Origin of the sequence: Massilia sp. 9I (assembly GCF_902506415.1) — a bacterium.
In the GTDB taxonomy this organism is placed as follows: domain Bacteria; phylum Pseudomonadota; class Gammaproteobacteria; order Burkholderiales; family Burkholderiaceae_D; genus Telluria.
Genome location: NZ_LR733275.1, coordinates 4,333,932 through 4,347,389, shown reverse-complemented (window position 1 = coordinate 4,347,389; position 13,458 = coordinate 4,333,932). Strand labels below are relative to the sequence as shown.

Genomic DNA, 13,458 nt, shown 5'->3' with positions numbered 1-13,458 from the left:
GGGCGGACATCCGCCGGCCCGACCTAGTTTGTAGGGTGGGCGGGTCTCCCGCCCACGGGATGTACTAACGCGTCCACCGCCACTTCACCTATTCAAAACTCATCCCTTCACATTCCGGATTACCTCCCCAATCTTCGGGATAGACCCCTTCCCGGACGTATCTTGCAAACGTCGAATACGGCCATCCTACCGCCGCGCCAACCAATCCGTGCTTCACCGGATTGAAGTGGATGTAATCGACGTGCCGTTCCATGTCGATTTCGTCGCGAATCTGATGCTCCCAGAACCGGCGCTGCCAGATCGGCGCTTCGCGTTGGCGTTCGCGCGATGGAGACAGCTTAGCCGGATACAGCTCCCGGCATGCGTAGGACACGTCATGCTTGATCTGGGACCAGCGTAGGGAGAAGTTTGAATCGCCATCGGGCAGCGTCCAGACGCAGTGCAGGTGATCCGGCATCAGGACCATTGCGTCGATGTCGAACGGCAGACGAAGGCGGACCCTCTCGATGGCGGAACGCAGGGCTTGGCGTATGGGCTGGTCGCAGAGGATGGGACGACGGTTGTGGGTCACGACCGTGAAAAAGAAGGAAGTGCCAGTGGTGGCGCGGCGGTAGCGGGACATCGGCGCATGGTACGGCGGTACCAGGGGCGAGATGTGTGGGTGATCAAATGTGCGTTGACCGCGTGGGCGGAGGACCCGCCCACCCTACCTGGCTGGCAAGGCGTCCGTGGGCTGCGATGCCGCCACCCGGTTGCGCCCGTGCGACTTGGCGTCGTACATCGCCAGGTCGGCCGCGCGCAGCAGGGCTTCGGCGTCCATGCCGTCGTCGGGGAACAGCGCGATGCCCAGGCTGCCCGAGATCTGCAGCACCAGTTCGCCCTCTTCGAAAGGCTGGTTCAGCTGGTACAGGATGTTCTCCGCCACCGTGCTGGCGTCGAGCAGGTTGTCGCAGCGCGGCAGCAGCACCACGAATTCGTCGCCGCCGATGCGGGCCAGGGTGTCGGCCTCGCGCAGGCCGGCGCGCAGGCGGCGCGCCACCATTTGCAGCAGGCGGTCGCCGACGGCGTGGCCGTGGGTGTCGTTGACCGGCTTGAACTTGTCGAGGTCGAAGTAGATCAGCGCGACCTTGTGGCCGTCGCGGCTGGCGCTGCGGATCGCCTGGCGCAGGCGGTCGCCCAGCAGCACGCGGTTCGGCAGCCCGGTCAGCGCGTCCTCGTGCGCCATGCGGCGCATGCGCGCTTCCTCGTGCTTGCGGGCGTCGATGTTGGAGAAGGTGCCGACCATGCGCATCGGCATGCCCAGCTCGTCGCGCTCGCTGACGGTGCCGCGCGCGTCGATCCAGCTCCAGTCGCCGTTGCGCATGCGCACCCGGAACTCGGCCGCGAAATCCGGAGTCTTGCCGGCCAGGTGGCTGCGCAACTGGGCGCGCAGCTGCGGCAGGTCGTCCGGGTGGACCATGGCGTCGAGTGCGCTGCCGTACCAGGAGATCACCGAGCGCTCGGTATCGAGGATCTTCTGGGCGCGTGCGGACAGCGTGGCCAGGCCGGTGACCACATCGCAGTCCCAGACGCCGTCGCCGGTGGCGGTGAGCGCCAGCTTCCAGCGCGCCTCGGCCGCGGCCAGGGCCTTCAGCGCGCGGCGGCGGCGGTCGGTCGCGCCCAGCGCGGCCCAGCCCAGCAGGGCAAGCACAAGGGAGACGGCGGTCCCGACCCAGGTCAGCACCGCCCGCTGCTGGACGAAGCGCGCCTCGGCGTCGAGCACGGCTTCGCCGACCGTCACTACCATGCCGTATTCGGGGAGCTTGTGCCAGGTGTACAAGCGCTCGATCCCGTCGAGCTGGCCGGCGCGGCGGAAGCTGCCCGTCACCGGACTGTGGTCGGAATGCGGATTGTCCTTCAGCACCTGGCCGACGCCCTGGTTGATGCTGCCACGGGTGCTGCGCGCGAGTACCGTTCCGTCGGTGCGGATCAGGGACACCGAGGCCTGGGGTCCGAGATCGACGTCTTCGTAAAAGCGCACGAAATACTCGGGCGCGACGGTAGCCATGATCACGCCCTGGAGCCGGCCCTGGGCGTCACGAATCGAACGGCTGAAGGGGATCACCCACGCATGGGTGAGCGGGCAGATCGTGGGGCCGCCGATCACCATACGGTCGTCACGGATGTCGAGGTGGGCCTGGTAGCTGGTCGCTTCGGGCATGTCATGCCCGTCCTTGGAGGGTGCGGCGTTGCTATATACCACCCGGCCCTTTGCATCGAACACGGTGACCAGGATCGGCAGCCGGGTGCGCAGGTAGCGTACGTGGTCGCCCACGGCCTGCGGGAAATGCGCGCGGTCGCGCTGCCAGGTACTGCGCAGCTGAACCAGCGACAGGTCGATGGTGCCGACCGTGGCGCGCACTTCCTCGGTAAACACGCGGGCATAGTTGCGCATGTCGCGCTTGCTGCCAGCCCGGGCCAGGTCGCTGAAGCGTGACTGCTCCACCGCCACCAGACCCCAGACGATGGGCAGCATGAAGGCCAGGTAGATCGCCAGGTCGCGCAGTACGCGCGGGCGGAAGAAATTTCCCAGGCGAGTACGCGAGGGCGGCGTGGCGGCAGGAATGGGCGGCATGGACGACGGACTGGGGCAACCGGAAAATGGAGGCGAAGCCGGGCGTCTTGCTCGCGCCCGCTAAGTCTCTGGATGGCGCCCGTCGTAATTCCGGCAATTATACATAGCGTTTCCGTGTGGAACTTATTGCCGCCTTAAAATTTGACAGAATTGATGCACCCAAGCAACAATGAAAGAATATTTCATAATTCATATACTTTTGAAATATTATTTCAATGACAAGTGCGATAAGCTGCGTGCTAGAGTGAGACCATGAAACCCCTGTACAACGTAGCGGGCGTGCTGGCGCTGCTGCTGGGCATCCTCGGCATCTTCCTGCCGCTGCTGCCGACCACGCCTTTCCTGCTGCTGGCCTCGTGGTGCTTTGCGCGCGGCTCGGACCGCCTACACCGCTGGCTGCTGGGCCACCGCGTGTTCGGCGAGTACCTGCGCAACTTCGAAGCAGGCCGCGGCATTCCGCTGAAGGCGAAGATCGTCGCCACGGCCATGCTGTGGATCTCGCTGCTGCTGGCGATGCGCCGCGTCTACGAGACGCAGGGCATTCTTCTCGTCGCCCTGCTGTTCCTGGTCGGCGCCGGCGTCAGCCTGTACATGTGGCGCTTCCTGCCGACCCTGCGGCTGGAGCGCAAGGCTTAGGAGCAGCCGCGCTTGAGCTGTCCGCGGCTGCCAGGCTGACGCCGCATTGCAGCCAATCGCGGGATAATGGCAGTTATGGAAATCCAGTTCCTCGGCACCTCCTCCGGCACCCCGACGCGCTCGCGCAACATGACGGCCATTGCGCTACGCACCCGCGGCGCGAAGCACTGGTCGCTGATCGATTGCGCCGAAGGCACGCAGTACCGCCTGCTGAGAACGAACCTGTCGCCGATGAGCCTGCGCGCGATCTTCATCACTCACCTGCACGGCGACCATTGCTACGGCCTGCCCGGCCTGCTGGCCAGCGCCGGCATGCTGGGTCGCACCGAGCCGATTACCATCGTCGGCCCGCCGCCGCTGCGCGGCATGATCGAATGCATCATGGAGGCGACCCAGCTGTCCCTGCCCTACCCGATCGACTGGGTGGCGATCGACGACCTGGCGCACAGCGAGGTCCTGCCCGACCTGCGGGTGCGCGCCACCGCGCTGTCGCACCGCATCGCCTGCTGGGGCTACAGCTTCACCGAGGCCGCGGTTGAGCGCAAACTCGACATCGACAAACTGAAGGCCGGCGGCATCCCGTCCGGGCCGGCCTGGGGCGAGATCCAGCAGGGCCGCAACGTGGTGCTGGCGGACGGCCGCGCCGTGGTGGCCGAACAGTACCTGGCGCCGCCGCGCCGCGCGCGCAGCGTGATCATCGCCGGCGACAACGACGCACCCGAACTGCTGGCGGCGCAGGCGCGGGACGCCGACCTGCTGGTGCACGAAGCGACCTACACCGAGCCGGTGCTGCACAAGATCGGTCCGGGTCCGCAGCACAGCTCGGCCGCGATGGTGGCGCGCGTCGCCGAACAGGCAGGGCTGCCGAACCTGATCCTGACCCACTTCAGCCCGCGCTACCAGGATCGCGAAGGGCCGCTGACCCTGGACGACATCGAGCGCGAGGCGCGCGAACACTACAGCGGCACCCTGTTCCTGGCGCGCGACCTCGCCCGCTACGAACTCGGTAAAGACGGCAGCCTGCATGCCTTGTCCTAGGCGCACGCTACAATCCCGCCATGCCCAAGAAGACACCCATTTTCCCCGGACCCCAGACCGCGCGCGGCGCCGTGCTCGCCGTGCTTCTCTCGAACGAAGACCAGACCGGCGCCGAGCCGATGCGCGGCCGCATCACCCTCGCCGCCATCGTGCGCGCCCTCAAGCGCAAGTACCACTGGCCGATCGAGACCGAAAGCTTCCCCTCCAACAGCGTGGACGGCCGCGCCACCTGGGCCACCGTCTACAGCCTGCCGCCGGAAGTCATCACCAAGGCGCTGAACGCCGGTGGGCGCGACTGGCTCAGGAGCCGCAAGTCGGGCAGCGCATAGGGTTTCAGCGGATCAGCTCCAGCCGCGCGAACTCCTCCACCGCGAAGTCGATGAAGGCGCGCAGGCGCGGCGCCATGTGCCGCGCGCTCGGGAACACGAGGTTGACGGGCAGCGCTTCGCCATCGAAGGCGCCGAGCAGCGGCACCAGGCTGCCCGCCTGCAGGTCCGGTGCGGCCTGGTAGGACAGCGCGCGGGCGATGCCGAAGCCCGCGCGCGCCGCATTCAAGACACCCTCCACATCGTTCAGCTGCAGGCGCGGCGTGAAACGCACGATGTGCTCGCGCCCGTCCGCCCGGTAGCGCCACTCCGCCAGGCCGCGCACCGCAGTGCCGAGGATCAGCTCATGCTGCGCCAGCTCCTCGGGCGTGGCGGGCGTGCCGCGCGCCTGCAGATAGGCCGGGCTGGCCAGGGTCACCCGCCGCACTTCGCCCAGCCGGCGCGCCACCAGGCCGGAACTCTCGAGCGGCCCGATGCGCAGCGCCAGGTCGATGCCGTGGTCGATCAGGTCCATGTTGCGGTCGCCCAGGATCAGCTCGACCTGGATCTCCGGGTAGCGCATCAGGAACCTTGTCACCACCGGTGCCATGTGGCGGCGCCCGAACACCATCGGCGCCGTCACCCGCAGCAGGCCGCGCGGCGCGGCATCGTGTTCGCTGATCGCCAGCTCGTAGTCGAGCAGCAGACGGCGTGCCTGTTCGGCCAGGCGCAGGCCCTCGCCGGTCGCCGTCAAGCGGCGCGTGCTGCGTTCGAACAGGCGCAGGCCGACGCGCTCTTCCAGCGTGGCCAGGATGCGCGTCACGGCCGACGGCGAGCGCCCCAGCTTGTGCGCGGCCGCCGCCATGCTGCCCGCCTCCAGGATGGCCAGGAAGACCTGCAGTTCGTCCAGTCGGTCCATGATTCTTGCACTACGTGAAAGGGTGAATTGCGATTATGCCCCGTTCCGCAATAGCGTCGCCGTAGCTAGGATGAAGCATCTCCAACCACCTCGACACCATCATGACTTCCATCACGATCTACGGCACCCGCCTGTCCGGCCACTCACACCGCGTCGAGCTGCTGCTGCACATGCTGCAGTTGCCCTTCCGCTTCGTCGACGCGCCGGCCCCGGTGCGCCAGGGCGCCGAGTTCCAGCGCCTGAATCCCCTCGGCCAGATCCCGGTCCTGCAGGACGGCGACTTGGTGCTGGCGGACAGCAATGCCATCCTGGTCTACCTGGCCAAGCGCTACGCGCCGGATAGCGCCTGGCTGCCCGAGGACCCGGCGGGCGCGGCCCAGGTGCAACGCTGGCTGTCGCTGGCCGCCGGCGAGATCGCCTTCGGTCCCGCCAAGGCGCGGGTCGGCGCGCGCTGGGGCGACACCGGCATGCCGAAAGACCTGATGCAGAAGCTGGCCGACAAGGTGCTGGGCTTCATGGAAGCGAGCCTGGCGCAGCAGGACTTCCTGGCGGCGCCGCAGCCGACGCTGGCGGACCTGGCCTGTTACGCCTACATCGCGCATGCGCCGGAAGGCGGCATCAGCCTGGCGTCCTATCCGCGGGTCCTTGCCTGGATCGCGCGCGTGCAGGCGCTGCCGCATTTCGTGCCGATGCCGGAGCACTGAGCCATGAACGACGACCGCATCCTCGCCCCCTTCCATGCCGGCGAACTGCGCGCCCAGCAGCTGGCCGGCGGCGGGCCGGCAGGCGCGCCGATCCGCTCGCAGCTGCCGGAGCAGCACCGCGCCTTCTTCCCCCTGCTGCCCTTCATCTGCGTGGCGGTGGCGGACGACAGCGGCTGGCCGCTCGCGACGCCGCTGCAGGGCGAGCCCGGCTTCGTCAGCTCGCCGGAGGCCGGCCAGTTGCATATCGCCGCCCAGCCCCCGGTCGATGACCCGGCCGCGCCCTGGCTGGTGGCCGGCGCGGATATCGGCCTGCTCGGCATCGACCTCGGCACGCGCCGCCGCAACCGCGAAAACGGCGTGGTGGCGCGGGCGGACAGCGGTGGCCTGCTGGTCGACGTGCACCAGTCCTTCGGGAACTGCCCGAAGTACATCCACGTGCGCCAGCTCGCGCCCGTAGCGCGCGAGCCGGGCCCGGTCGAGGCCTTCGGCAGCGCACTGCCCCCGGACGCACAGCGCCTGGTGGCGGCCTGCGAGACCATGTTCGTCGCCAGCTCCAGCGGCGGCAAAGCGCAGGGTGCGGCGCGCGGCCTCGACATCTCGCACCGGGGCGGCGCGGCCGGTTTCGTGCGCCTGGAAGGCAGTGTCTTGAGCGTGCCCGACTATCCCGGCAACCGCTACTTCAACACCCTCGGCAACCTGCTGCTGGAGCCACGCGCCGCGCTGGTGATGGTGGACTTCGACAGCGGCGACATCCTGCAGCTGCAGGGCACGGCCGATGTGGCCTGGGACGCGGGTGCATTACCCGATCCGCTGGCCCAGCGCGCATGGACTTTCACGATCGAACGCGGCTGGCTGCGGCGGGCGGCCTTCCCCTTGCGCGACGCGGGCGTGGCCGGCCTGTAAAATAGGGGCCATCGTTTCGCGTTGATGTCACGCCCATGATCAAGCCACCGATTCCCGACAATGAACAGCAGCGTCTCGCGCTGCTGTACGAACTCCTGCTGCTCGACACGCCGCCCGAAGAGCGGCTGGACAAGATCGTCGAGTTTGCCGCCAGCGAATTCGACGTCCCCATCTGCCTGATCAGCCTTGTCGACAGCAATCGACAATGGTTCAAGGCGCGCGTGGGCGTCGACGTATGCGAGACCTCGCGCGACGTTTCCTTCTGCGCCCATGCCTTGGGCGGCGAAGACATCCTGCTGGTGCCGGACGCCCGGCTCGATCCGCGTTTCGACGACAACCCGCTGGTGACCGGCGCGCCACACATCCGCTTTTACGCGGGCGCGCCACTGAGCAAGGATGGCCTGGTGATTGGCACGCTGTGCCTGATCGACACCCGTCCGCGTACGCTCGACGCGGTCGCGTTGTCGATCCTGAAAAGCCTGCGCGAGCTGACCATGCTCGAACTGACCGCGCCGCAGGAGCAGGCCGATGCATAGCGCCTTTAAGGTCCTGCTGGTCGAACCTGCCAACCTGCTGCGGCGCACAGTCTCGCTGACCCTGCGCGACCTCGGCACGGCCGACGTCACGGAAGCGGCCACCTACCCGACCGCGCACCAGATGTGCGATCACCGGCCCTTTGACGGCGCAGTGATCGCGCTCGAGTGGCCGCAGCCGAGCGATTCTCTGCGGGGACTGACCCTGATCCAGCAGATCCGTTCGGGCGAATGCGCCTGCCCGGCATCGATGCCGATCGCGGTGCTGGTGGACTCCTGCAATGCCGAACTGCTGCAGATCCTGCGTTCCTGCGGCGTCAGCCGCATCCTGATCAAGCCCTTCCGCGTGCGCGACGTGATCGACACGATCGACAGCATGAAGGGGCAGGCCCGCCCCGCCCTCGCCCGCTAAAACCGCCGAGCAAGACCGCCTCATGCGGCGCGCATAATCCGCTATATTTTCTATACCAATCCCGTATGCACATGATACGATCAGGCAATATTTGTTCTAGGAAATATAGCAGATGCCTGGTCTTTCGCAAAAGCTGGCGTGCCTCGTCATGTCCATCCTCTGGTTGTTCAGCGTCCCCGCCATGGCGGAGGGAACGCCGCTGGTCTACGCCGGCTATGCGTTCTCGGGCGACTATGCCAACCGCGCCAGCCTGTACCCGTACAGCGCCGAGCTGTCGGTGGAAGAGAACAACGCCTACCTCGACCGCCTGCTGCGCGAACGCATCGCCGCCCACCCGGAGGCCGCGGCGCGCCTCCAGCTCGGCCAGGCCGACGGCGCCCTCGACCACAGCTCGGTGGCCTTCGCGCTGGTGCAGGAAAGCGTCGAGCAGCAACGCATGGACGGCAAGTTCTGGACCATCCTGACCCTGCACGCCAACATCCTGGCCTTCAACCGCGCTACCCAATCGATCGTCGCCTCCTACCCGGTACGCCTGCGCCTGACCCGCGCCGAAGCGGCCGCGCTCTCGCCCGCCGAACTGAAGGAATGGGTGCGCTCGGCCTATGCCGGCGCTAACGCCCACGCCAATATTTTCGACCAGTGGCTGGCCGCCCTGCCCACGCTCAAGCTGCGTAGCGGCGCCAGCAAATACCTGAAGGTGACCAACGTCGGCTTCACGCCGGAAGCGCAGGCGGTGCTGGACGCCGCCCACCTCGACACCCGCGCGATCCGCAACCAACTCGCCAACGCCTTCGAAGCCTCGGTCGCGGAAAGCGCGCAGATCTCCCTGATCCCGAACTCGGTCGGCGAAGCGATCGGCTCAAAGATGGCTTACCGCTTCCCGAACGGCGCCCAGATCGCGCTGGCGCTGCCGCAGGCAGACTTCGAACTGTCGTTCACAGTGCGCGGCTTCGCCAGCAAGACCGTCGAGAAGCCGGCCTATTACCAGGACATCTTCCGCGTACTGGGCGCCGTCAAGCTGGCCCAGCCCGACCTGAACGAAACCTACCTCGACGAGAACATCTACGAGACCCAGATCGTGACCCGTCCGCGCACCGCCGGCATGGAGCTCGAGACCTGGCCGCAGTACTACAAGACGCTCCAGCTGCTCATGGCCGGCGTCTCGCAACAGATGAACCGGATCGAGGACCGCTGGCTGCAGGAACGCGCATCGCGCGGCGTGGAAGCCCGGCCGGGATTCGTGAAGACCAACGACATGATCAGGACCATGAAATGAAGAAGACCCTCCCCCGCTTTGCCCCTGCCTTTGCTCTCGCCTTGATGCTGGCCACTTCCCCGGCGACCCTGGCCCAGCGCGTGGAGATGAAAGGCGTCGGCAGCGCCGCCTGGGACGCCAAGCAGTCCGCGCCGGCCGAGGCGGAAGCGCGCGCCTCCCACGAAGCGCGACTGGCCGCATGGCGCGCCTACGTGGCGGCGCAGAACACCGCGCGCCAGCAGGCCATCAATGCGCACGAAGCCGACTTCGTCGCCAACCTGGACAAGCTGATCATCGAATCGACCGTGGTCGCCACCCAGAAGGACGCGGAAGCGAAGACCATGAAGGTGGTGCTGCGCGTGGCCTTCAACGACGAATCGGTGAACCAGATGGTGGCCAGGCTCACCGTCGGCCAGGGCGAGGCCGCGGGGCGCAGCCAGGATTCGCTGTTCTCCTTCCTGTTCATGGCGCGCAAGGCCAATTCGATCACCCAGTTCGACGCCCGCCACAGCCGCGTGGCCAAGGCCGAAGTGGCCGACACCCAGGCGGCCGACGGCGGCGTCACGGCGACCCGTTCGCTCACGGTGGGCGGCAGCAGCGTGCAGAAAGCCGACGCCGTCACCTACGAGGTAAGCAGCTCGCAGGACGTCGACGCCGCCATGGGCGAAGTGCTGAACACGTCCGGCATCGAATACGTGGGCTACGAGGACATCGTCGGCAATTGCCACGGCCCGGCGCCCAAGCACTTCCAGGCCGAGTTCGTGCAGTCGGACGAGCTGGCGCCGCAGACCCGCATGGAGGTGATTAAGGCCGCGCGCGAGTGCGAGGTGCGCTACTTCGCCACCGGCACCATCGACACCGAAGTCGCCAGCATCGACCCGGTGACCGGCAATCAGAAGGTCTTCGTGTCGGTGCGCTCGCAGCTGTGGGACATCAGCAAGAAGCTGCCGCGCAAGATCGGGTCGGTCGGCCCGGTCCAGTATTCGGGCCTCGGCCCCAACCAGAATGTCGCAGGCCGCAACGCCCTGGCGCTGGCAGCCCGCGACGTGATCCGCAACTTGGTGGACCAGCTCAACGCCAAGGGTATTCGATAACCGAGCCTCTCCTGAAAGAGAACACAACAATGAAAAAAATCGCCATCTCCGTCTTCGCTGCCTTGAGCGCACTGGGCGCCGCACCTTCCCACGCCGTCGACTTCGGCAAGCTCGCCTCGCTGGCCAAGCCGAACCAGGCCGCCGGCGCCAGCGCCGCCGACGTCGCCAGGAACACCCGCAATGCCCTGGTCGCCTTCGCGACCGCGGAACTGGGCCTGCTGGAAGCCCTCGGCGGCTACGAGAACCTGAGCGCCCTGCGCACCCAGGTCGAAGGCATGCAGAAGGGCGACGCCGGCGTCAACACCGCCTCGCTGCAGGCCGCGGTCGACATCCACAAGTCGGCCAGTGTCGAGATCGAAAAGAAGATCGCCGGTAACGCGCAACTGGACGCCAGCCAGAAGAAGATGGCCGCGAAGTCGATGCTGGCCTACGTGCAGGGCCTGGTCGCCACCAAGCAGACCCTGGGCAGCCTGCAGGGCCTGGCCAGGAACCCGATGTCGCTCGGCTCGGACGCCGGCACCGTGCTGTTCGCGGTGAAGGAACTGCCGGGCATGCTGTCGGGCGGCCTGTCGACCACCGGCACCCTGTTCAAGTACCTGGGCGCGAACGGTGTCGACCTGAGCGAAGCCAAGTCGGCCGCCGACACCATGCCGAAGTAAGCAAGGAAGCGCACATGAACCAGATGGCCGAACCACCTGTCCTGCAGCGCCGGGGCAGCATCCATAAATGCCCGAGCTGCGGCGCCGCCCTCGGCGCCTTCGCCTCGGTCTGCAACGCCTGCGGCCACGAGCTGCTCGAAGTCGACGCCAACCGCTCGATCAGCGCCCTGGCCGAACGCTTCGAGGAAATCGAGCGCGAAGTCGAGTCGATGGGCTACAAGGGCAAGCGCCGCGAAGACTTCATCAACGAAAAGAAGGGCCGTGTAATCCGCGACTTCCCGATTCCGAATTCGCGTGACGACCTGCAGCAGCTGATGTACTACATCCAGCCGAAGATCCTGCCAAGCGTGAAGCCTGATCCGAACGTCGAGGAATGGCGCACCAAGTTCACCGAGGTGCTCAACCGCGCCAAGCAGGCCTACCGCAACGACGACAGCGTGCTGTCCGAGATCGCCAAGATGGAAGCCAGCATCGACAGCTCGCTGTCGCAGAGCCTAGGCATCAAGGCCAAGCGCAACCCGCTGTTCTTCGCGCTGCTGGGCGGCGTGGTGCTGCTGGGCGCAGCCGCCTTCGTGAACAGCCGCATCGAGGCGAACAAAGTGGCCGAATGCGAGCAGGCTTATGTCGAGAGCGCCGCCGCCGAGAAGGGCCGCCTGGAAGGGCTGGCCGCCACCATCGAGCAGGACGTGCAGGCCAGGCGTTTCTCGGAAGCGCAGTCCAAGCTCGGCCGCGTACGCTGGGAACTCGCCCCCGCTTGCCAGCTGGACCAGAACGCCGCCGCCCAGGCGGGTTGGCAGGAACACCTGCAGCAGCTGACCGCTTTCGTCAACACTAAAGCCGAGCAGGACGCGGGCGCACGCCAGGCCCAGTTAGAGCGCGAAGCGGCCGAGCAGCAGGCCGCCGCCAACCGTGTCACGGCCGAACGGGTGGCGCAGGAAAACAAGGTGGTCGAAGTGGCGCGCATCCAGGCCGACCAGAAGAAGGCCGAATCCGCGCGCGACGCCGGCGACAAGCGCAAGGCTGCGCTGGAAAACCAGTGGTGATCGGTATGGGACTGTTTGGAAAGAAAACCGAAGGCGGCATGATGGACGTCATCCGCTGCGACCAGGAAGACTACCTGGTCTGGAAATGGCGCCCGAGCGGCGCCGCCAACAGCACCGCCAAGGAAAACGGCATCCGCTGGGGCAGCAGCCTGCGCGTGAAGGATGGCGAAGTCGCGGTGTTCGTCTACAAGCAGGCCGACGGCCAGCACCAGGACTTCATTGAGGGCCCGTTCGACGAGACCATCAAGACCGCCAACTTCCCGGTCCTGAGCAGCTTAGTGGGCCTGGCCTTCGGCGGCCAGGCGCCGTTCCAGGCCGAGGTCTACTTCATCAACCTGGCCGGCAACATCCGCATGCCGATCGGCGTGCCCTACTTCGACGTGTTCGACCCGCGCTTCCTCGACTTCCCGGTCAAGGTGGCGGTGCGCGGCTCGCTGGTGTTCAACATCACCGACTACCGCGCCTTCATCAAGCTGCACCGCCTGGTCAACTTCGAACTGGAGCGCTTCCGCACCCTGGTGCGCGACGCGGTGGCCAAGTACATCAAGGGCATCGTCAGCAACGCGCCGGCCGACAACGGCATGCCGGTGCTGCAGATCGAGCGCAAGCTGCTCGAGGTGAACGACCTGGTGGCGCCGCGCGTGGCCCAGGCTTTCGTGAACGACTTCGGCGTCAACCTGCTGCGCCTGGACATCGACGTCATCGAGATCGACAAGTCGACCGAGGAATACCGCCAGCTGCGCTCGATCACGGCCGACCTGGAAGTGGCGATGCGCCAGAAGCAGAACGACATCGCCCTGCGCAACCTCGACGACACCCAGCTGATCAACGCCGAGAACATGGCCGAGACCCTGCGCATCCAGCGCGAGGCAACCCAGCGGCACCAAAGGCTGCAGTCGGAAACCCAGTTCATCGCCGCGCACCAGATCGACCTGCAGGCCGACGTGCTGCGCACCGCCGCCAACAACCTGGGCGAGATGAGCACGATGAACCTCGGGAACGGTGGCAACGGTTTCAACCCGGTCGGCATGATGACCGGGATCGCCGTCGGCGGCGTGATGGGCAACCAGATGGCCAGCATGATGAACACCGCCGGCGCCGCCATGCCGCAAGCGCCGGTGATGCCGCCGCCGCTGCCGCAAGTGCAGTACAGCCTGAACGTGAATGGGCAGACCACCGGCCCGTTCATGCTGAACCAGCTGCAGGAACTGGTGCAGAGCGGCCAGCTGACGCGCGCCACCTACGTCTGGAAACCGGGCATGGCCAGCTGGGAAAACGCCGGCAACGTGGCCGAACTGGCGGCGCTGTTCGCCGCGGCGACGCCGCCGCCTCCCCCACCACCG

At 66.9% G+C, this 13,458-nt stretch carries 15 protein-coding genes; 12 read left to right on the top strand and 3 right to left on the bottom strand.

Annotation, left to right across the window (positions count from 1 at the left end):
- Positions 1 to 88: 88 nt before the first annotated feature.
- Positions 89 to 622, bottom strand: coding sequence for a transposase (locus tag GV068_RS19465; RefSeq protein WP_159701641.1), 534 nt, complete (start codon positions 620 to 622; stop codon positions 89 to 91).
- Between the two features lie 84 nt (positions 623 to 706).
- The gene (locus GV068_RS19460) at positions 707 to 2,614 is read right to left on the bottom strand and encodes a diguanylate cyclase domain-containing protein (RefSeq protein WP_159701638.1); all 1,908 of its coding nucleotides are present in this window, start codon (positions 2,612 to 2,614) and stop codon (positions 707 to 709) included.
- A gap of 252 nt (positions 2,615 to 2,866) precedes the next feature.
- On the opposite strand from GV068_RS19460, the gene GV068_RS19455 reads away from it, so the two are divergent.
- From GV068_RS19455 to GV068_RS19445, 3 genes are all read left to right on the top strand, one after another.
- On the top strand, positions 2,867 to 3,250 hold the full coding sequence (locus GV068_RS19455) for a YbaN family protein (protein WP_159701635.1): 384 nt from the start codon (positions 2,867 to 2,869) through the stop codon (positions 3,248 to 3,250).
- A 66-nt stretch (positions 3,251 to 3,316) separates the two neighbouring features.
- Complete coding sequence (locus GV068_RS19450) at positions 3,317 to 4,288, top strand: ribonuclease Z (RefSeq protein ID WP_229464343.1); 972 nt, start codon at positions 3,317 to 3,319, stop codon at positions 4,286 to 4,288.
- Positions 4,289 to 4,308: 20 nt separating this feature from the next.
- Entirely contained in the window at positions 4,309 to 4,617 is a 309-nt protein-coding gene (locus tag GV068_RS19445; RefSeq protein WP_159701632.1) for a hypothetical protein, read from the top strand.
- Between the two features lie 4 nt (positions 4,618 to 4,621).
- On the opposite strand, the gene GV068_RS19440 is transcribed toward GV068_RS19445, so the two are convergent.
- The gene (locus tag GV068_RS19440; protein ID WP_159701629.1) at positions 4,622 to 5,512 is read right to left on the bottom strand and encodes a LysR family transcriptional regulator; all 891 of its coding nucleotides are present in this window, start codon (positions 5,510 to 5,512) and stop codon (positions 4,622 to 4,624) included.
- Between the two features lie 101 nt (positions 5,513 to 5,613).
- Between GV068_RS19440 and GV068_RS19435 the strand changes: the two genes are divergently transcribed.
- From GV068_RS19435 to GV068_RS19395, 9 genes are all read left to right on the top strand, one after another.
- Positions 5,614 to 6,216, top strand: coding sequence for a glutathione S-transferase family protein (locus GV068_RS19435; protein ID WP_159701626.1), 603 nt, complete (start codon positions 5,614 to 5,616; stop codon positions 6,214 to 6,216).
- A 3-nt stretch (positions 6,217 to 6,219) separates the two neighbouring features.
- The gene (locus GV068_RS19430) at positions 6,220 to 7,119 is read left to right on the top strand and encodes a pyridoxamine 5'-phosphate oxidase family protein (RefSeq protein WP_159701623.1); all 900 of its coding nucleotides are present in this window, start codon (positions 6,220 to 6,222) and stop codon (positions 7,117 to 7,119) included.
- Positions 7,120 to 7,154: 35 nt separating this feature from the next.
- Positions 7,155 to 7,655, top strand: coding sequence for a GAF domain-containing protein (locus tag GV068_RS19425; RefSeq protein WP_159701620.1), 501 nt, complete (start codon positions 7,155 to 7,157; stop codon positions 7,653 to 7,655).
- Entirely contained in the window at positions 7,648 to 8,064 is a 417-nt protein-coding gene (locus GV068_RS19420; protein WP_159701617.1) for a response regulator, read from the top strand. The genes GV068_RS19425 and GV068_RS19420 overlap by 8 nt, the downstream gene beginning before the upstream one ends.
- A 148-nt stretch (positions 8,065 to 8,212) precedes the next feature.
- The gene (locus tag GV068_RS19415) at positions 8,213 to 9,340 is read left to right on the top strand and encodes a hypothetical protein (protein ID WP_159701614.1); all 1,128 of its coding nucleotides are present in this window, start codon (positions 8,213 to 8,215) and stop codon (positions 9,338 to 9,340) included.
- Positions 9,337 to 10,413: a hypothetical protein gene (locus GV068_RS19410; RefSeq protein WP_159701611.1), complete on the top strand. Its 1,077-nt coding sequence runs from the start codon at positions 9,337 to 9,339 to the stop codon at positions 10,411 to 10,413. Before GV068_RS19415 ends, GV068_RS19410 begins: the two co-directional genes overlap by 4 nt.
- Positions 10,414 to 10,442: 29 nt before the next feature.
- Positions 10,443 to 11,072 (top strand): hypothetical protein, encoded by a 630-nt coding sequence (locus GV068_RS19405; protein ID WP_159701608.1) that lies wholly within the window; start codon positions 10,443 to 10,445, stop codon positions 11,070 to 11,072.
- Between the two features lie 14 nt (positions 11,073 to 11,086).
- Positions 11,087 to 12,115 (top strand): hypothetical protein, encoded by a 1,029-nt coding sequence (locus GV068_RS19400; protein WP_159701605.1) that lies wholly within the window; start codon positions 11,087 to 11,089, stop codon positions 12,113 to 12,115.
- A 5-nt stretch (positions 12,116 to 12,120) separates the two neighbouring features.
- A partial coding sequence (locus GV068_RS19395) for an SPFH domain-containing protein (protein WP_159701602.1) occupies positions 12,121 to 13,458 on the top strand: 1,338 nt, incomplete at its 3' end.